This is a genomic window from Citrobacter freundii complex sp. 2025EL-00176 (genome assembly GCF_053309355.1).
The window spans coordinates 1-17,314 of record NZ_JBRYHT010000023.1 but is presented as its reverse complement, the minus strand read 5'-3'; the positions used below and the strand labels follow the sequence as shown (position 1 = coordinate 17,314).

General features: G+C 56.8%; 18 protein-coding genes and 1 riboswitch. Of the genes, 8 read left to right on the top strand and 10 right to left on the bottom strand.

Going from position 1 to position 17,314, the window contains the following annotated elements; all coding sequences use genetic code 11:
• Positions 1–44 precede the first annotated feature (44 nt).
• The 7 genes from thiH to rsd form a co-directional block, all read right to left on the bottom strand.
• The gene (gene thiH, locus ACVXHP_RS23680; RefSeq protein WP_447572274.1) at positions 45–1,169 is read right to left on the bottom strand and encodes a 2-iminoacetate synthase ThiH; all 1,125 of its coding nucleotides are present in this window, start codon (positions 1,167–1,169) and stop codon (positions 45–47) included.
• Positions 1,166–1,936: a thiazole synthase gene (gene thiG / locus ACVXHP_RS23675; RefSeq protein WP_045344040.1), complete on the bottom strand. Its 771-nt coding sequence runs from the start codon at positions 1,934–1,936 to the stop codon at positions 1,166–1,168. Before thiG ends, thiH begins: the two co-directional genes overlap by 4 nt.
• 1 nt (position 1,937) lies before the next feature.
• On the bottom strand, positions 1,938–2,138 hold the full coding sequence (thiS, locus tag ACVXHP_RS23670) for a sulfur carrier protein ThiS (protein ID WP_064546547.1): 201 nt from the start codon (positions 2,136–2,138) through the stop codon (positions 1,938–1,940).
• On the bottom strand, positions 2,119–2,877 hold the full coding sequence (locus tag ACVXHP_RS23665; protein ID WP_447572273.1) for a HesA/MoeB/ThiF family protein: 759 nt from the start codon (positions 2,875–2,877) through the stop codon (positions 2,119–2,121). The genes thiS and ACVXHP_RS23665 overlap by 20 nt, the downstream gene beginning before the upstream one ends.
• Positions 2,870–3,505 carry a thiamine phosphate synthase gene (gene thiE, locus ACVXHP_RS23660; RefSeq protein WP_200009534.1) on the bottom strand — a complete coding sequence of 212 codons (636 nt, stop codon included), beginning with the start codon at positions 3,503–3,505 and terminating at the stop codon, positions 2,870–2,872. The genes ACVXHP_RS23665 and thiE overlap by 8 nt, the downstream gene beginning before the upstream one ends.
• On the bottom strand, positions 3,505–5,403 hold the full coding sequence (gene thiC / locus ACVXHP_RS23655) for a phosphomethylpyrimidine synthase ThiC (RefSeq protein ID WP_200009535.1): 1,899 nt from the start codon (positions 5,401–5,403) through the stop codon (positions 3,505–3,507). The genes thiE and thiC overlap by 1 nt, the downstream gene beginning before the upstream one ends.
• A gap of 88 nt (positions 5,404–5,491) precedes the next feature.
• A riboswitch (TPP riboswitch) is annotated at positions 5,492–5,601 on the bottom strand.
• Between the two features lie 52 nt (positions 5,602–5,653).
• Positions 5,654–6,133: a sigma D regulator gene (rsd, locus tag ACVXHP_RS23650; RefSeq protein WP_200009536.1), complete on the bottom strand. Its 480-nt coding sequence runs from the start codon at positions 6,131–6,133 to the stop codon at positions 5,654–5,656.
• A gap of 99 nt (positions 6,134–6,232) precedes the next feature.
• Here rsd and nudC point away from each other — a divergent pair, with 99 nt between their 5' ends.
• The 6 genes from nudC (at position 6,233) to ACVXHP_RS23620 (ending at position 10,598) form a co-directional block, all read left to right on the top strand.
• Positions 6,233–7,006, top strand: coding sequence for an NAD(+) diphosphatase (gene nudC / locus ACVXHP_RS23645; RefSeq protein WP_447572272.1), 774 nt, complete (start codon positions 6,233–6,235; stop codon positions 7,004–7,006).
• Between the two features lie 50 nt (positions 7,007–7,056).
• Positions 7,057–8,121 (top strand): uroporphyrinogen decarboxylase, encoded by a 1,065-nt coding sequence (hemE, locus tag ACVXHP_RS23640; RefSeq protein WP_447572271.1) that lies wholly within the window; start codon positions 7,057–7,059, stop codon positions 8,119–8,121.
• Positions 8,122–8,130: 9 nt separating this feature from the next.
• Positions 8,131–8,811 carry a deoxyribonuclease V gene (gene nfi / locus ACVXHP_RS23635; protein ID WP_304703062.1) on the top strand — a complete coding sequence of 227 codons (681 nt, stop codon included), beginning with the start codon at positions 8,131–8,133 and terminating at the stop codon, positions 8,809–8,811.
• A gap of 33 nt (positions 8,812–8,844) precedes the next feature.
• Positions 8,845–9,435, top strand: coding sequence for a YjaG family protein (locus tag ACVXHP_RS23630; protein WP_447572270.1), 591 nt, complete (start codon positions 8,845–8,847; stop codon positions 9,433–9,435).
• 186 nt (positions 9,436–9,621) lie between these two features.
• Positions 9,622–9,894 (top strand): nucleoid-associated protein HU-alpha, encoded by a 273-nt coding sequence (hupA, locus tag ACVXHP_RS23625; RefSeq protein WP_001044509.1) that lies wholly within the window; start codon positions 9,622–9,624, stop codon positions 9,892–9,894.
• Positions 9,895–9,905: 11 nt separating this feature from the next.
• Positions 9,906–10,598: a DUF1481 domain-containing protein gene (locus ACVXHP_RS23620; protein WP_200009546.1), complete on the top strand. Its 693-nt coding sequence runs from the start codon at positions 9,906–9,908 to the stop codon at positions 10,596–10,598.
• A 74-nt stretch (positions 10,599–10,672) separates the two neighbouring features.
• Here ACVXHP_RS23620 and zraP read toward each other — a convergent pair whose 3' ends face one another.
• Positions 10,673–11,110 carry a zinc resistance sensor/chaperone ZraP gene (zraP, locus tag ACVXHP_RS23615; protein WP_368941725.1) on the bottom strand — a complete coding sequence of 146 codons (438 nt, stop codon included), beginning with the start codon at positions 11,108–11,110 and terminating at the stop codon, positions 10,673–10,675.
• Between the two features lie 263 nt (positions 11,111–11,373).
• On the opposite strand from zraP, the gene zraS reads away from it, so the two are divergent.
• Positions 11,374–12,768 carry a two-component system sensor histidine kinase ZraS gene (zraS, locus tag ACVXHP_RS23610; protein WP_447572269.1) on the top strand — a complete coding sequence of 465 codons (1,395 nt, stop codon included), beginning with the start codon at positions 11,374–11,376 and terminating at the stop codon, positions 12,766–12,768.
• Positions 12,765–14,090, top strand: a complete 1,326-nt coding sequence (zraR, locus tag ACVXHP_RS23605; protein ID WP_447572268.1) for a sigma-54-dependent response regulator transcription factor ZraR — start codon at positions 12,765–12,767, stop codon at positions 14,088–14,090. The genes zraS and zraR overlap by 4 nt, the downstream gene beginning before the upstream one ends.
• Here zraR and purD read toward each other — a convergent pair.
• Positions 14,087–15,376: a phosphoribosylamine--glycine ligase gene (gene purD, locus ACVXHP_RS23600; RefSeq protein ID WP_447572267.1), complete on the bottom strand. Its 1,290-nt coding sequence runs from the start codon at positions 15,374–15,376 to the stop codon at positions 14,087–14,089. The genes zraR and purD overlap by 4 nt on opposite strands.
• 15 nt (positions 15,377–15,391) lie before the next feature.
• Positions 15,392–16,981: a bifunctional phosphoribosylaminoimidazolecarboxamide formyltransferase/IMP cyclohydrolase gene (gene purH, locus ACVXHP_RS23595; RefSeq protein WP_447572266.1), complete on the bottom strand. Its 1,590-nt coding sequence runs from the start codon at positions 16,979–16,981 to the stop codon at positions 15,392–15,394.
• Positions 16,982–17,314: the final 333 nt, after the last annotated feature.

Below are 17,314 nucleotides of genomic sequence, written 5' to 3'. Positions count from 1 at the left end.
TAAGTGCCAGTGAAGAAAAAACCCGCGAAAGCGGGTTTTTTCGTTTAATGCGATCGTCCCAGGTAGCTGTCCCAGTCTTTCCACACGGGTTGTAATCCCTGTGCCATTAGCGCATCGGCAACGTCTTCGGGGCGACGGTCGTCGTGCGGGGAAAACTGCTCCAGCTCCGGGTGATTGTCGGCGTAGCCGCCGGGCTGTGTTTTCGAGAAGGCGCTGACGTTATTAATCGCCAGCGGAATCACGCGGTCGCGGAACCACGGCGACTCTCGCGTCGACAGCGACAGCTCGGTATCAGGCGAGAACAGCCGGAAAGCGCAGATGGTCTGCACCAACTGGCGCTCATCCATGATCGATGCCGGTTCGATGCCGCCCGCGCAGGGCCGCAGGCGCGGGAAAGAGATGGAGTAGCGGCTTTTCCAGTAGTGCTGCTGGAGCCACAGCAGATGCTCGGCGACCATAAAACAGTCCACCCGCCAGCTGTCGGACAGCCCGATCAGCGCGCCGAGGCCAATTTTATCCATCCCCGCCAGGCCGAGCCGATCCGGCGTATCAAGACGCCAGAAGAAGTCCTGCTTTTTCCCCTTCAGGTGATGCTGCGCATACATCCCTTCATGATAGGTCTCCTGATACACCATCACGCCATCCAGCCCCAGCGTCTTCAGCTCGGCATACTCCTCGGTTGCCAGCGGCTGCACTTCCATATGCAGCGATGAGAACTGCTGGCGAATAGCCGGCAGATGGTGGCGGAAATAATCCATACCCACTTTGCTCTGGTGTTCACCGGTGACCAGCAGCAGGTGTTCAAAACCCAGCTCACGGATGGCGGCGCACTCGCGGGTGATTTCTGCCTCATCCAGCGTCTTACGCTTGATGCGGTTGCTCATCGAAAAACCGCAGTAGGTGCAGTCATTGGCGCAGAGGTTTGAGAGATAAAGCGGCACGTAAAAACTGACGGTGTTGCCAAAACGCTGGCGTGTGAGCTTCTGTGCTCGCTGCGCCATCGGTTCCAGATAATCGGCGGCGGCAGGGGAGAGCAGTGCCATCAGATCATCCCGGCTAAGCTGTGGCGCGTTAAGCGCACGTTCCACGTCAGCGGCGGTTTTACCGTTGATGCGCAGGCGAATATCGTCCCACTCCAGTTGCCGCCAGCGCTCGGTGAAGGTTTTCATGCTAACGCCTCCAGAAAACCGGTGAGCGGGCTGGTGGCGCTGGCCTGCGAACTTTTGCTTCCCGGCACCGCCTGACGGGCCAGTAATCCGGCTTCCACCGCCAGACGAAAGGCGGTTGCCATCATCACCGGATCGTCCGCCACGGCAATCGCCGTGTTGACCAGCACCGCATCAGCGCCCATTTCCAGCGCCTGCGCCGCGTGGCTGGGCACGCCGATCCCGGCGTCGACCACCACCGGGACGGTGGCCTGTTGGATAATAATCTCCAGCATGGCTTTGGTTTCCAGCCCCTGGTTAGAACCGATCGGCGCGCCGAGCGGCATTACCGCCGCGCAGCCGACCTCTTCCAGACGCTTGCACAACACCGGATCCGCGCCGCAGTAGGGCAGCACCACAAAACCCTGCTTCACCAGCGCCTCGGCGGCTTTTAGTGTTTCGATCGGATCCGGCAGTAGCCAACGGGCGTCCGGGTGGATTTCTAATTTCAGCCAGTGGGTGCCCAGCGCTTCGCGCGCCAGTTGGGCGGCGAAGATTGCCTCTTCGGCGGTTTTCGCCCCGGAGGTATTGGGCAGCAGCGTGACGCCCGCTTCAATCAGCGGCGCCAGGATAGCGTCGTTATGCTGACGTAAATCCACGCGCTTCATCGCCAGCGTCACCAGTTGGCTACCGGAAGCGCGAATCGCCTCGACCATCAGTTGCGATGAGGCAAACTTCCCGGTACCGGTGAACAGATGTGAATCAAACGTTTTGTCGGCAATACGTAACATCTCAACCCCCTGCAATAACCTGAAAAAGCAGGATCTGGTCGCCTTCCTGCACGATTTGCTGTTCCCACTGCTCGCGCGGCAGGATCTGCTGATTGAGCGCCAATGCCGCGCCCGGTTTGAGCTGGTTGAGCTGGATAAGCAGCTCGCTGACAGTTTGCCCTGCGGCGCACTGCATCGGCTCATCATTGAATTGAATTTGCATGCTGCCCTCCGCATACCGGACAACCGTTGGCACGACGCAGCATGAGGCTGCGCCACTGGCTGGTTTTGCCGTCAAACAGTCGTAGCTCTCCGCTCGGTGTTTCAATACCGCTGAGTAATTTAATCGCCTCCAGCGCCTGCAAGGTACCCATCACGCCCACCACCGGACCGAGCACACCAGCGGTGCGGCAGTTGCGTTCCGGCTCCACATCATCTGGCCACAGGCAGCGGTAACAGCCTTGCTCCCACGGCGGCGTGAGCACCATCAACTGGCCGCCAAAGCCGACGGCGCTGGCGGTGATGAGTGGGGTATTGAGCGCGACGCAGGCGGCGTTGATTTCCTGGCGCGTGGCCATGTTATCGGTACAGTCGAGCACCACGTCGGCACGCGCAACCGCATGCCGGAGCGCATCGCCTTTTAGTCGCTGCTGGAGTGCTACCAGTTCGATATCCGGGTTGAGCCGCGTCAGGCGCTGCTGGGCAACCTGAGATTTTGAACGCGCGATATCATCGGTGGTAAACAGGATCTGGCGCTGCAAATTGCTCAGATGAATGTCGTCATCGTCTACCAGCGTCAGTTTGCCAATGCCTGCTCCCGCCAGATACAGCGCGGCAGGCGAACCTAACCCGCCTAAACCCACGATCAGTACATGACTCGCGAGCAGCTTTTGCTGGCCTTCAATGGCGATATCGCCGAGCAGGATTTGCCGGCTGTAGCGCATAAAATCGCGGTCATTCATCGCCAACTCCCGCAATATCCAGTAACTGCGCGGTAGCGGCACGCCAGTCGGCGGCCTGAGTAATCGCGCTGACCACGGCAATGCTACCGACACCGGTCGCCAGCACCGACGGGGCGCGTTCAAGGCTGATGCCGCCGATGGCCACGGTCGGGTAATCTGCTAACCGTGCAATATGGCTTGCCAGCTGCGCCAGCCCCTGCGGGGCGGAAGGCATCTGCTTGGTTTGCGTCGGGAAGACGTGGCCGAGCGCGATATAAGAAGGCTTAGCGGCGAGTGCGACGTCAATCTCCATATCATCGTGAGTCGATACGCCGAGGCGTAAGCCCGCCGCCTGAATGGCCTTCAGGTCGGTGGTTTCGAGGTCTTCCTGGCCCAGATGCACGCCGTAGGCGTTGTGCTTAATCGCCAGTCGCCAGTAGTCGTTGATAAACAGGCGGGCGTCATAACGACGCCCCAGCGCAATGGCGGCGATAACGTCGGCTTCCACTTCGTCATCGTGTTTATCTTTGATACGCAGCTGGATCGTGCGCACGCCCGCCTCCAGCAGACGCTCAATCCATGCAACGCTGTCCACCACCGGGTAAAGCCCGAGGCGGAACGGTACGGTTGGGAAATCAGGCTGATACATCAGGCTTCCTCCCGTTTGAGATAAATTTCGCCACCTTTGGCGCGGAAGTTTTCCGACATATCCGCCATTCCCACTTCAATGGTTTGCGCGGCGGCGTAGTCACGCACTTCCTGGCTGATTTTCATCGAGCAGAACTTCGGCCCGCACATCGAGCAGAAGTGGGCGACCTTACCGGATTCCTGCGGCAGGGTTTCATCGTGATAAGCGCGGGCGGTGAACGGGTCGAGCGCGAGGTTAAACTGATCTTCCCAGCGGAATTCAAAGCGCGCTTTCGACATGGCGTTATCGCGGATCTGCGCGCCCGGATGGCCTTTGGCTAAATCCGCGGCGTGGGCGGCAATTTTGTAGGTGATCAGCCCCTGCTTCACATCTTCTTTGTTCGGCAGGCCGAGGTGCTCTTTCGGCGTCACGTAACACAGCATCGCACAGCCGAACCAGCCGATCATCGCGGCGCCAATGCCGGAGGTAAAGTGGTCATAGCCCGGCGCAATATCGGTCGTCAACGGCCCTAAGGTGTAGAACGGCGCTTCGTGGCAACTCTCCAGCTCTTCGGTCATGTTGCGCTGAATCATATGCATCGGCACGTGGCCCGGGCCTTCAATCATCACCTGCACGTCGTATTCCCAGGCAATTTTGGTCAGCTCGCCCAGCGTATGCAGTTCGGAGAACTGCGCCTCGTCGTTGGCATCCTGAATGGAGCCGGGACGCAGGCCGTCGCCCAGCGACAGGGAAACGTCGTAGGCGGCGCAGATTTCGCAAATCTCGCGGAAATGTTCGAACAGGAAGTTTTCTTTGTGATGGGAGAGACACCATTTCGCCATGATTGAACCGCCGCGCGAGACAATACCGGTCAGGCGCTTGGCGGTCATTGGCACGTAACGCAGCAGTACGCCCGCGTGAATGGTGAAGTAGTCGACGCCCTGTTCGGCCTGCTCCAGCAGCGTATCGCGGAACGCTTCCCAGGTGAGATCTTCGGCGATCCCGTTTACCTTTTCTAACGCCTGATAGATCGGCACGGTGCCGATCGGTACCGGGCTGTTACGCAGGATCCACTCGCGGGTTTCATGAATATAGCGGCCGGTGGAGAGGTCCATCACTGTATCCGCGCCCCAGCGGGTCGACCACACCAGTTTTTCCACCTCTTCTTCGATGGAGGAGGTGACCGCCGAGTTACCGATGTTGGCATTCACTTTCACCAGGAAGTTGCGGCCAATGATCATCGGCTCCGATTCTGGGTGGTTGATGTTGGCAGGAATAATCGCGCGGCCTGCGGCCACTTCATCACGCACGAATTCCGGGGTGATGTTTTCCGGCAGGCGCGCGCCGAAACTCATCCCCGGGTGCTGGTGGCGCAGCACTTCGCTGCGAATGCGCTCGCGGCCCATGTTTTCACGGATGGCGATGAACTCCATTTCGGGCGTGACGATCCCCTGGCGGGCGTAGTGCAACTGGGTGACGCACTTGCCCGCTTTGGCGCGTTTTGGCGTCAGCAGGCCGGTAAAGCGCAGCTCGTCCAGACCATCGTCGGCCAGACGTTCTTTGGTGTAAGCCGAGCTACGGTCGTCTAATTCTTCGCTATCGTTACGTGCATCAATCCACGGCTGGCGCAGTTTCGCCAGGCCCTGCTGGACGTTAATCGCCACCTCAGGATCGCCATACGGGCCGGAGGTGTCGTACACCGGCACGGCTTCGTTCGCTTCAAACTGCGGGTTGTCTTTACTGCCGCCAATCAGCGTTGGGCTCAGTTGGATCTCGCGCATCGGGATGCGGATATCTGGCTGCGACCCGGTGATGTAGATGCGCTTCGAGTTAGGAAAGGCGGTCCCTTCCAGGGTATCGATAAAGTGTTGCGCCTGGGCGCGTTGTTCACGGCGTGATGGTTTAGTAGTGACAGACATAGCTCATTCCAAATAAAAGTAAGGATATGGCTTGTCAGACGACGGATTGAGTAATGGATGTGCGCCGCCCGTAAAGGCAGCAACATAAAGCTGAATTACTCTTGTTCCCTTCGCAGGTATTAGCCTGATCAGGTTCCGCGGATCCCGAATTAACGGTCTCAGCCTACGCTTTCACGTAAGGCACTCCGACAAGAAGCAACCTCTGTTGATAGAGGTAATGAATGTAAACTACGCGTTAATGCGGAAAATCTCAAGCTGGGCGTTTGAATTCGCTAAGCGTTTTAAAGGCCAGCATGATCAGTTGATCCTCCAGCAGGAAGCGCGCTTCCAGCGCTTCGCCAATATCGGAAAGCGCCTGCTGGAGCTGGTGAACGTTATCCTCATCGATGGCGTTTTCCAGCGTTGAGTCATAGTAATCCATTATCAGTTGGGTATTGGCATCCAGCTGTGGCCAGATTTTGCTGGCGTTTAAAAGCGGACTCTCACCTTCCATTTTATGGATAATGCGTTCATAAATACTGAAGTGTCCGGCAGACAGATAGTCGACCAGACGCTGGCAAAAATTATCGAGCGCTTTCTCATTGAGGCGCATAAACGACTCTTTGCCCGGTTTCAGGCCAACCAGATCGTAGTAAGCCACGAGCAGGTGCTTACGAATATTCAGCCAACGGTCGACCAGTTTGTGATGCCCATGGACACGCTCTTTCAGGTGTTCTAACTGGTTTAACATACGTTGACCCTCGTATCGATAAGTTTAAAATCTGCTCACGTCAATCTTGTAAAAATAATGTTAATAACATGCCTGTGAAGCAAAGGTAGCGCAAGAGATATGGATCGAATAATTGAAAAATGGGATCGCGGCTGGTGGATAGTGAGCCACGAACAAAAATTATGGTTGCCCGCTGGGGAATTACCCTATGGCGAGGCGGAAAATTTCGATCTTGCGGGCCAGCGCGCACTTCAGATAGGCGAGTGGGAAGGCGATCCAGTCTGGCTGGTGCAGCAGTCGCGTCGCCACGACATGGGTTCGGTGCGCCAGGTTATCGACCAGGACGTGGGCCTGTTTCAGTTGGCGGGGCGCGGCGTACAGCTGGCTGAGTTTTATCGCTCGCACAAATTCTGCGGCTACTGCGGGCATACCATGCGCCCGAGCAAAACCGAGTGGGCGATGCTGTGCAGCCACTGCCGCGAGCGCTACTACCCGCAAATCGCTCCCTGCATTATCGTCGCCATTCGCCGCGATGATTCCATTCTGCTTGCCCAGCACGTACGCCATCGCAACGGCGTGCATACCGTGCTGGCCGGTTTTGTCGAAGTCGGCGAAACCCTGGAGCAGGCGGTGGCACGCGAAGTCATGGAGGAAAGCGGGATCAAAGTGAAAAATCTGCGCTACGTGACCTCGCAGCCGTGGCCGTTTCCGCAATCGCTGATGACGGCGTTTATGGCAGAGTACGACAGCGGCGACATCGTCATCGACCCGAAAGAGCTGCTTAATGCCAACTGGTATCGCTACGACGATTTACCGCTCTTACCCCCGCCTGGCACCGTCGCGCGTCGTTTGATCGAAGATACGGTGGCAATGTGTCGGGCTGAGTACGAGTAAAGAACGAGTGGTGATACACTGATGGACTGACGCAATAAGGAACTGCAAAAATGACCGAACTGAAGAACGATCGTTATCTGCGTGCGCTGCTGCGCCAGCCCGTTGATGTCACCCCGGTATGGATGATGCGCCAGGCGGGCCGCTATCTACCGGAATATAAAGCCACGCGCGCCGAGGCGGGCGATTTTATGGCGCTGTGTAAAAACGCCGAGCTGGCCTGCGAAGTTACGCTGCAGCCGCTGCGTCGCTACAAGCTCGATGCGGCGATCCTCTTCTCGGATATTTTGACTATTCCGGATGCAATGGGGCTTGGGCTGTACTTTGAGGCCGGGGAAGGCCCGCGCTTCACCTCACCGATTACCAGCAAGGCTGACGTTGAAAAACTGCCGATTCCGGACCCGGAAGGCGAGCTGGGCTACGTGATGAACGCGGTGCGCACCATTCGCCGTGAGCTGAAGGGCGATGTGCCGTTGATCGGCTTCTCCGGCAGCCCGTGGACGCTGGCGACCTACATGGTGGAAGGCGGCAGCAGTAAAGCCTTCACCGTGATTAAAAAGATGATGTATGCCGACCCTAAAGCGCTGCATCTGCTGCTCGATAAGCTGGCACAGAGCGTCACGCTGTACTTGAACGCGCAAATTAAGGCGGGCGCGCAATCGGTAATGATTTTCGACACCTGGGGTGGCGTGCTGACCGGGCGCGACTATCAGCAGTTCTCTTTGTACTACATGCATAAAATCGTTGACGGTCTGCTGCGCGAAAACGAAGGCCGTCGCGTACCGGTGACGTTGTTTACCAAAGGCGGTGGACAGTGGCTGGAAGCGATGGCGGAAACCGGCTGTGATGCGTTAGGTCTCGATTGGACGACAGATATCGCCGATGCGCGCCGTCGCGTTGGCCATAAAGTGGCGCTGCAGGGCAATATGGATCCGTCCATGCTGTATGCGCCATCGGCACGGATCGAAGACGAGGTAGCGACTATACTTGCAGGTTTCGGCCAGGGTGAAGGTCACGTTTTCAACCTCGGCCACGGCATCCATCAGGATGTGCCGCCGGAACATGCCGGGGTGTTTGTGGAGGCGGTGCATCGCCTGTCCGAACAATACCACCGCTAAGGAGTTATTATGGATCTCGCGTCGCTACGCGCTCAGCAGCTTGAACTGGCCTCTTCAGTGATCCGAGAGGATCGCCTCGACAATGATCCCCCGGATCTGATCGGTGGAGCGGACGTCGGGTTTGAGCAGGGTGGTGAGGTGACGCGGGCCGCGATGGTCCTGCTGAAGTATCCCTCGCTGGAACTGGTTGAATACACGGTGGCGCGTGTCGCCACCACCATGCCGTATATTCCCGGCTTTCTCTCCTTTCGTGAAACCCCCGCGCTGATGGCCGCCTGGCAACAGCTGTCGCAAAAACCGGATCTGCTATTCGTCGACGGGCATGGTGTTTCCCACCCACGTCGCCTGGGGGTCGCCAGCCATTTTGGTCTGCTGGTGGATGTCCCGACCATTGGCGTGGCGAAAAAACGTCTGTGTGGCAAGTTTGAGCCGCTCTCTACCGAACCCGGAGCGCTTGCGCCGCTGCTGGATAAAGGCGAACAGCTGGCATGGGTCTGGCGCAGCAAAGCGCGCTGTAATCCGTTGTTTATCTCTACGGGTCACCGTGTGGGTATGGATAACGCGCTGGCATGGGTGCAGCGCTGTATGAACGGTTATCGTCTGCCGGAACCGACCCGCTGGGCGGACGCGGTGGCATCAGAACGTCCGTCTTTTACGCGGCTTGCAGCAAAACCGCCCCATATCGGGTAAACTGCGGCTAATTTCCGTATTTGAGAATTCATCATGTTACAAAACCCGATTCACCTGCGCCTGGAGAAGCTGGAAAGCTGGCAGCACGTCACGTTTATGGCCTGCCTCTGTGAGCGCATGTACCCAAACTACGCCATGTTCTGCAAGCAAACTGAATTTGGCGATGGGCAAATTTACCGCCGAATTTTAGATTTAATTTGGGAAGCGCTGACGGTAAAAGACGCGAAAATCAATTTCGACAGCCAGTTGGAAAAGTTTGAAGAGGCTATTCCTTCTGCGGATGATTACGATCTGTACGGCGTTTACCCGGCGATTGATGCCTGCGTGGCATTAAGCGAACTGATGCATTCACGTCTTAGCGGTGAAACGCTGGAGCATGCGATTGAGGTCAGCAAGGCATCGATTACGACGGTTGCGATGCTGGAAATGACCCAGGCTGGTCGCGAAATGACCGATGAAGAGCTGAAAGATAATCCTGCCGTTGAGCAAGAATGGGATATTCAGTGGGAAATTTTCCGACTTTTAGCCGACAGTGAAGAACGCGATATTGAGCTGATAAAAGGGCTTCGTGCAGACCTGCGCGAGGCTGGTGAGAGCAATATTGGTATAAATTTTCAGCAATGACACCATAAAACGTGATTTAACGCCTGATTTGTCGTGCCTGAAGGCTTCCCATCCGCCCCCGGTCTGGTCTACATTTGGGGGGCGAAAAAAAGTGGCTATCGGTGCGTGTATGCAGGAGAGTGCTTTTCTGGCATTTCCGTCGCACTCGATGCTTAGCAAGCGATAAACACATTGTAAGGATAACTTATGAACAAGACTCAACTGATTGATGTAATTGCAGACAAAGCAGAACTGTCTAAAACACAGGCTAAAGCTGCTCTGGAATCCACTCTGGCTGCTATTACTGAGTCTCTGAAAGAAGGCGATGCTGTACAACTGGTTGGTTTCGGTACCTTCAAAGTGAACCACCGTGCTGAGCGCACTGGCCGCAACCCGCAGACCGGTAAAGAAATCAAAATCGCCGCAGCTAACGTACCGGCATTTGTTTCTGGTAAAGCACTGAAAGACGCGGTTAAGTAATTCGCGTGGCAGTGAACAGTTTTATCGAAGGGGCGGTTTCGCCCCTTTTGTCCATCTGGCGTCATTCGCTTTGGCTTTCGGGTGTTCTGTTACTGTCAGCCTGTGGTAGCCATTCTGAGCTTCCTCCGTTCACGGCCAGCGGCTATGTTGGTGACCAGGGGGCGGTACGCATTTGGCGTAAAGACTCCAGCGACGATGTTCACTTGCTCTCGGTATTTAGTCCGTGGCGTAAAGGCGATACCACCACCAGTGAATACCGCTGGCAGGGTGATTCGCTCTCTCTGATAGAACTCAACGTATACAGTAAACCGTCGGAACATGTTCGGATACGCTTCGATGACCGGGGCGAACTGAGTTTCATGCAGCGTGAAGTCGACGGGCAAAAACAACAGCTTTCCAGCGATCAAATCGCGCTTTACCGCTATCGCGCCGATCAAATCCGCCAGACCAGCGATGCGCTGCGTCAGGGGAGGGTGATATTGCGTCAGGGACGCTGGCATGCGAATAACACGGTGACGACCTGTGAAGGTGAAACGCTGAAGCCCGATCTGGAAGCGTGGGCGATTAACCATATTGAGCGCCGCCAGCGCCATTCATCCGTAGAGGTGAGCGTGGCATGGCTGGAAGCGCCCGAAGGATCGCAACTGCTGCTGGTCGCCAATGAAGATTTCTGTCACTGGCAGCCGAAAGAGAAAACATTTTAACGCCGGATGGCGACGCAAGTGCGTCTTACCCATCCGTAGGCCGATTAGCGTAGCGCGATCAGGCATTAAGTCCTTTACCAGTGGCCCATTCCCATATGACCGCCACCGCGATAGTTACCGCCGCATCCGCCGTAGCCCATTCCTGCACTACGTGGCACGCCTGCCTCAGCCAGCGCGACATCACGCTTAACGCGTTGCTCGTCCAGAGACTGATTCAGAGCCTCCATCTCTTTTGCCACGGCATTAATTTTTGCCGTGTCTGGCGAACTGGCTGTTAACAAGGCATTGTACTCATAACGTTTGGAGACCAACTGTTGGCGTAATGCGCTGGTCTGTGAGTAGTAATCATCATAAATTTTCTGCGCGGTAGCCTGCTGCTCGGTAGTCATTGGTATGCCGCCCCGTTGCTGCATACCATCCCCATATCCCCAGTGATGTTGCGCCAGCGCTGGGGTGGAGCCCAGAGCGATAAGAGAGAGTGCAATCAGCGCCAGTTTGTTGTTCCGTTTCATTGTCCGTTCTCCTGTTGGTTAGCTTACATTCCCTTTTGCATCTTCCGTGCCAAAGCGGCAATCCAGGCCGTGCGGGCGTTGTTCTCGTCCTCTCGGTAGGGAAGCGAGTAAAAATGACTCGCCAGAATTCGCCTGCGGGTCATTTTTACCCGCTACTTGCAGCAGTTTGTGTCTGAGGGCAGGATTATCAGAGAGAAAAAATGGCATGATTTCTGCTGTATACCGGTAACGATGAAAGGAAACGGTGGGTAAAGGGAGAACGTATGCGTCTTTATAAGGACACGGTGGCAAAGTGGTTGAGCAGACTCTTGCTGGCGGCAATCCTGATGTTGGTCGGCTGGTTTTCGATTATGACCATACGGGACTATGGCCGGGAAAGTGATGCCGCCCGACAAACGCTCCTGGAAAAAGGCAGTGTGTTGATTCGCGCCCTGGAGTCCGGCACCCGTGTGGGTATGGGGATGCGCATGCATCATGCCCAGCAGCAGACGCTGCTCGAGGAAATGGCCGTACAACCGGGGGTGCTATGGTTTGCCGTCGTCGATGAGCATGGCGTCATTATTACCCACAGCAATTCCGCGATGGTGGGTAAATCACTTTATTCGCCCGATGTCCTGCAGCAGCTCCACCCCGAGGAACAAGAACGCTGGCGTAAAATTGAGATTCCAATGGGGGAGGGGGAAATAACGCCGGCACTGGAAATTTATCGCCAGTTCCAGCCGATGTATGGCCCAGGACGCCATGGCATGGCGCGTTGCGCCAGCAATGACGGGCAGCTTATCACCCCAACGCAGACCATATTTATCGCTTTTGATGCCAGCGACCTGGCCGCGACTCAGGCCAGAGAGTGGCGAAATACGCTGATTGTTTTGTCTGCGCTGGCGGCTGTGCTGCTGGCAACCGTGTTGACGTACTTCTGGTATCAGCGCTATCAGCGCTCGTATAAAGAACTACAGGATGCGATGAAGCGCAAAGAAAAGCTGATGGCGCTCGGGCATCTGGCGGCTGGCGTTGCACATGAGATTCGTAACCCGCTTTCATCCATCAAAGGGTTGGCTAAATATTTTGCCGAACGAACACCGGCAGGCGGTGAGTCCCACGAGCTGGCGCAGGTGATGGCGAAAGAGGCGGACCGCTTAAATCGGGTGGTCAGCGAGCTGCTGGAGCTGGTGAAGCCTGCGCATCTGACGCTACAACATGTGGATCTCAACCAGGTCATCACTCACTCACTCCACCTGGTGAGTCAGGATGCGGCCAGCCGGGAAATCCAGCTACGATTTGCAGCCAATGCCACGCTGCCTGCCATCGAGGCCGATCCCGATCGGCTCACTCAGGTTCTGCTGAATCTTTATCTGAACGCCATTCATGCGATAGGCCGTCAGGGCACGATTACGGTTGAAGCGAGTGAAAGCAGCGCCGATCGCGTTAAAATCATGGTGACCGATAGCGGGAAGGGGATTGCGCCGGAACAGCTGGAGGCCATTTTTACGCCTTACTTTACGACCAAAGCGGATGGAACTGGCCTGGGATTGGCGGTAGTGCAGAACATTATCGAACAGCACGGCGGCACTATCCAGGTGGCAAGCATTGAGGGCAAAGGTACCGTCTTTACCCTCTGGCTGCCGACGAAAGCGAAACGACAGGATCAACAAGGATGACGCGTGGAAAAATCGATATTCTGGTAGTGGATGACGATATCAGCCACTGCACCATTTTACAGGCGCTGCTGCGCGGCTGGGGTTATGAGGTTGCGCTGGCCTATAGCGGGCGAGCGGCGCTGGAACAGGTGCGCGAACGCGTATTTGATTTAGTGTTGTGTGATGTTCGCATGGCGGAGATGGACGGCATCGCAACGCTGAAAGAGATTAAAGCGCTGAATCCAGCCATTCCGGTACTGATTATGACGGCTTTCTCCAGCGTGGAGACCGCCGTTGAGGCCCTGAAAACCGGGGCGCTGGACTACTTAATCAAACCGCTGGACTTTGACCGCCTGCAGGAGACGCTGGAAAAGGCGCTGGCGCATACGCGGGATACAAGCGCTGACGTGTCGTCGGCGTCGGCTGCTCAGTTTGGCATGATTGGCAGAAGTCCGGCGATGCAGCAATTGCTCAATGAAATCGCGATGGTTGCGCCCTCGGATGCTACGGTGCTTATCCACGGAGATTCCGGGACAGGGAAAGAGCTGGTTGCCCGCGCGCTACACGCCAGCAGCGCGCGCAGCGATAAGCCGCTGGTGACGCTAAACTGTGCGGCGCTGAACGAGTCTCTGCTGGAGTCCGAGCTGTTCGGTCACGAGAAAGGTGCGTTTACCGGGGCGGATAAACGTCGGGAAGGGCGTTTTGTCGAAGCGGACGGCGGCACGCTGTTTCTGGACGAAATTGGCGATATCTCACCACTGATGCAGGTGCGCCTGCTGCGGGCTATCCAGGAGCGAGAGGTGCAACGCGTTGGCGGTAATCAGACGCTGACGGTTGATGTACGGCTGATCGCCGCCACGCATCGTAATCTGGCCGAGGAGGTCAGTGCCGGGCGTTTTCGCCAGGATCTCTACTACCGTCTGAACGTGGTCACTATAGAAATGCCCGCATTATGTCAACGTCGGGAAGATATTCCGCTACTGGCGGAACATTTTCTCCAGCGTTTTGCCGCGCGTAACCGTAAAGCGGTGAAAGGTTTTACTCCGCAGGCGATGGATCTGCTGATTCACTACGGCTGGCCGGGGAATATCCGCGAGCTGGAGAACGCGGTGGAGCGGGCGGTGGTGCTGCTGACGGGCGAGTATATTACCGAGCGCGAGCTGCCGCTGGCTATTGCCGCGACGCCAATAAAAACGGAATACAGTGGCGAGATCCAGCCGCTGGTGGAAGTGGAGAAAGAGGTGATTCTGGCGGCGCTGGAAAAAACGGGCGGCAACAAAACCGAAGCCGCTCGTCAGTTAGGCATTACGCGTAAAACGCTGCTGGCGAAAATCTCGCGTTAGCGCTGTTCGCGTTCGATGGCGCGCCAGCCGATGTCGTTACGGCTGAAGCTGCCGTCCCAGCGGATGTCGGTCATCAGGGCGTAAGCGCGTTTCTGCGCTTCGGCGACGGTGTGGCCCAGCGCGGTGGAGCACAGGACGCGGCCGCCGCTGGTCAGCACGCGATCGTCATCGGCGAGTTTGGTGCCCGCGTGGAACACCTTACCGTCAGCCACTTCTTCCAGCGGCAGGCCGTGGATCTCATCGCCGGTGTTGTAGCTGCCCGGATAACCGCCCGCGGCGATTACCACGCCTAATGAAGCGCGCTCGTCCCACTCGGAGGTTTTCTCATCCAGCTTGCCGTCGCAGGCGGCCAGGCACAGATCCACCAGGTCCGACTTCATGCGCAGCATGATCGGCTGGGTTTCCGGATCGCCAAAGCGACAGTTGAACTCGATTACCTTCGGGTTGCCCTGCTTGTCGATCATCAGGCCCGCATACAGGAAGCCGGTGTAGGTATTCCCTTCCGCCGCCATGCCTTTTACGGTTGGCCAGATGATGCGTTCCATGGTGCGCTGGTGCACTTCATCAGTCACCACCGGCGCCGGGGAGTAAGCACCCATGCCGCCAGTGTTCGGGCCGGTATCACCGTTTCCCACGCGTTTGTGGTCCTGGCTGGTGGCCATCGGCAGCACGTGCTCGCCGTCGACCATTACGATAAAGCTCGCTTCTTCGCCGTCGAGGAACTCTTCAATCACGATGCGGTGGCCCGCATCGCCAAAGGCGTTACCCGCCAGCATGTCCTGCACGGCGGCTTCGGCTTCTTCGAGCGTCATCGCGACGATAACGCCTTTACCCGCAGCCAGACCATCAGCCTTGATGACGATTGGTGCGCCTTTCTCGCGCAGGTAAGCCAGGGCAGGCTCAACCTCGGTAAAGTTCTGATACTCCGCCGTCGGGATATGATGACGGGCGAGGAAATCTTTGGTGAAGGCTTTGGAGCCTTCCAACTGTGCGGCGCCTTCGGTTGGGCCAAAGATCTTCAGACCTGCGGCGCGGAACGCATCGACCACGCCAATCACCAGCGGCGCTTCTGGGCCAACGATGGTCAGGTCAATTTTCTCGTTCTGGGCAAAGCTCAGCAGCGCCGGGATATCGGTTACGCCGATAGCCACGTTTTGCAGCGCGGGTTCGAGCGCGGTGCCCGCGTTGCCCGGTGCGACAAAAACGGTATCAACCAGCGGCGACTGCGCCGCTTTCCACGCCAGCGCGTGCTCACGCCCGCCGTTGCCAATCACTAATACTTTCATCGTCTGCTCCGTGGATTAATGGCGGAAATGGCGCATGTCGGTAAAGATCATCGCGATACCGTGTTCATCGGCAGCGGCAATGACTTCATCATCACGGATAGAACCGCCAGGCTGGATCACGCAGCTCACGCCCACGGCGGCAGCGGCATCAATACCATCGCGGAACGGGAAGAAGGCGTCAGAGGCCATCGCGGAGCCTTTCACTTCCAGACCTTCGTCAGCCGCTTTAATCCCGGCGATTTTCGCGGAGTAGACGCGGCTCATCTGGCCTGCGCCTATGCCGATGGTCATATTCTCTTTGGCGTAAACAATGGCGTTAGATTTCACGAACTTTGCCACTTTCCAGCAGAACAGCGCATCGCGCAGCTCTTGTTCGGTCGGCTGGCGTTTAGACACCACGCGCAGTTCAGCTTCGCTCACCATACCCAGGTCACGATCCTGAACCAGCAGGCCGCCGTTAACACGCTTGAAGTCCAGACCCGGCACACGCTGTGCCCACTGACCGCAGGTCAGAACGCGAACGTTCTGTTTGGCGGCGGTGATTTTCAGCGCGTCTTCGGTCGCGGACGGGGCGATGATCACTTCCACGAACTGGCGGGAGATGATGGCCTGCGCGGTTTCGGCATCCAGTTCGCGGTTGAAGGCGATAATGCCGCCGAACGCGGAGGTTGGGTCGGTTTTATACGCACGGTCGTAAGCGTCGAGAATAGTGGTGCTCACCGCCACGCCGCACGGGTTGGCGTGCTTGACGATCACGCAGGCCGGCTCGTTGAATTCTTTCACGCATTCCAATGCCGCGTCGGTATCGGCGATATTGTTATAAGAGAGCGCTTTGCCCTGCACCTGTTGTGCAGTGGCAACGGACGCTTCTTTCACATTCTCTTCTATATAGAAGGCAGCCTGCTGGTGGCTGTTCTCGCCGTAGCGCATATCCTGCTTCTTAATGAAGTTCAGGTTCAGCGTACGCGGGAAGCGACCGGCGGCTTCTTTGCTTTCACCGTGATAAGCCGGAACCATGCTGCCGAAGTAGTTGGCAATCATGCTGTCGTAGGCGGCGGTGTGTTCGAAAGCTTTGATGGCGAGATCGAAACGGGTGTCGAGGGTCAGTGAACCTTCGTTGGTATCCATCTCTTTAATAATGGCGTCGTAGTCACTGCTCTTCACAACGATGGCGACGTCTTTATGGTTCTTGGCCGCGGAGCGCACCATGGTCGGGCCGCCGATATCGATGTTCTCTACCGCATCTTCCAGCGAGCAGCATTCACGGGCTACGGTCTCAGCGAACGGATACAGGTTAACGACGACCATATCGATAGGGGCGATGTGATGCTGTTCCATGATCGCATCGTCCTGGCCGCGACGGCCGAGGATGCCGCCGTGTACTTTTGGATGCAGGGTCTTCACGCGTCCATCCATCATTTCCGGGAAACCGGTGTAATCGGAAACTTCGGTCACCGCCAGGCCTTTTTCTGCTAACAGGCGGGCGGTGCCCCCCGTAGACAGCAGCTCCACACCGCGTGCGGAAAGTGCCTGGGCGAATTCGATGATACCGGCCTTGTCAGAAACACTGAGCAGAGCGCGGCGGACTGGACGACGTTGTTGCATGGTAAATCCCCTGGATTTGACTATTACAGAGAGCGTTAGGTGAATTCTTGGCTAAAAACTCAGCTAACGCCCCTTACGGGGCATCCTTGTTGTGCGGTGGCATTGTAACGAAAACGTTTGCGCAACGCTCGCGAATTTTTCTCTTTCCCTTAATTCGATTATTTCACCTTTATAGATGAGGGGGAAAACCCAGTGACGATCGCAAGCGATCCGTATTTTTGTGGATAACTCTGTGTGTAAATGGGTATAAGATGGAGTTTTGCTGTGGAATGCAGCAGTCAGTCATTTTTCTGCAATTTAAGGGTTGCGGGCTGAAGGAAACTCCCTATAATG

Excerpts from the sequence above, each read along its gene's own strand:
- thiG (WP_045344040.1), bottom strand. The coding sequence starts at position 1,936 with ATGTTACGTATTGCCGACAAAACGTTTGATTCACATCTGTTCACCGGT.
- rsd (WP_200009536.1), bottom strand. The coding sequence starts at position 6,133 with ATGTTAAACCAGTTAGAACACCTGAAAGAGCGTGTCCATGGGCATCAC.
- zraS (WP_447572269.1), top strand. The coding sequence starts at position 11,374 with ATGCGTCTTTATAAGGACACGGTGGCAAAGTGGTTGAGCAGACTCTTG.
- purD (WP_447572267.1), bottom strand. The coding sequence starts at position 15,376 with ATGAAAGTATTAGTGATTGGCAACGGCGGGCGTGAGCACGCGCTGGCG.
- purH (WP_447572266.1), bottom strand. The coding sequence starts at position 16,981 with ATGCAACAACGTCGTCCAGTCCGCCGCGCTCTGCTCAGTGTTTCTGAC.
- hupA (WP_001044509.1), top strand. The coding sequence starts at position 9,622 with ATGAACAAGACTCAACTGATTGATGTAATTGCAGACAAAGCAGAACTG.
- thiH (WP_447572274.1), bottom strand. The coding sequence starts at position 1,169 with ATGAAAACCTTCACCGAGCGCTGGCGGCAACTGGAGTGGGACGATATT.
- ACVXHP_RS23665 (WP_447572273.1), bottom strand. The coding sequence starts at position 2,877 with ATGAATGACCGCGATTTTATGCGCTACAGCCGGCAAATCCTGCTCGGC.
- ACVXHP_RS23630 (WP_447572270.1), top strand. The coding sequence starts at position 8,845 with ATGTTACAAAACCCGATTCACCTGCGCCTGGAGAAGCTGGAAAGCTGG.
- hemE (WP_447572271.1), top strand. The coding sequence starts at position 7,057 with ATGACCGAACTGAAGAACGATCGTTATCTGCGTGCGCTGCTGCGCCAG.
- nudC (WP_447572272.1), top strand. The coding sequence starts at position 6,233 with ATGGATCGAATAATTGAAAAATGGGATCGCGGCTGGTGGATAGTGAGC.
- zraR (WP_447572268.1), top strand. The coding sequence starts at position 12,765 with ATGACGCGTGGAAAAATCGATATTCTGGTAGTGGATGACGATATCAGC.
- nfi (WP_304703062.1), top strand. The coding sequence starts at position 8,131 with ATGGATCTCGCGTCGCTACGCGCTCAGCAGCTTGAACTGGCCTCTTCA.
- thiS (WP_064546547.1), bottom strand. The coding sequence starts at position 2,138 with ATGCAAATTCAATTCAATGATGAGCCGATGCAGTGCGCCGCAGGGCAA.
- zraP (WP_368941725.1), bottom strand. The coding sequence starts at position 11,110 with ATGAAACGGAACAACAAACTGGCGCTGATTGCACTCTCTCTTATCGCT.
- thiC (WP_200009535.1), bottom strand. The coding sequence starts at position 5,403 with ATGTCTGTCACTACTAAACCATCACGCCGTGAACAACGCGCCCAGGCG.
- thiE (WP_200009534.1), bottom strand. The coding sequence starts at position 3,505 with ATGTATCAGCCTGATTTCCCAACCGTACCGTTCCGCCTCGGGCTTTAC.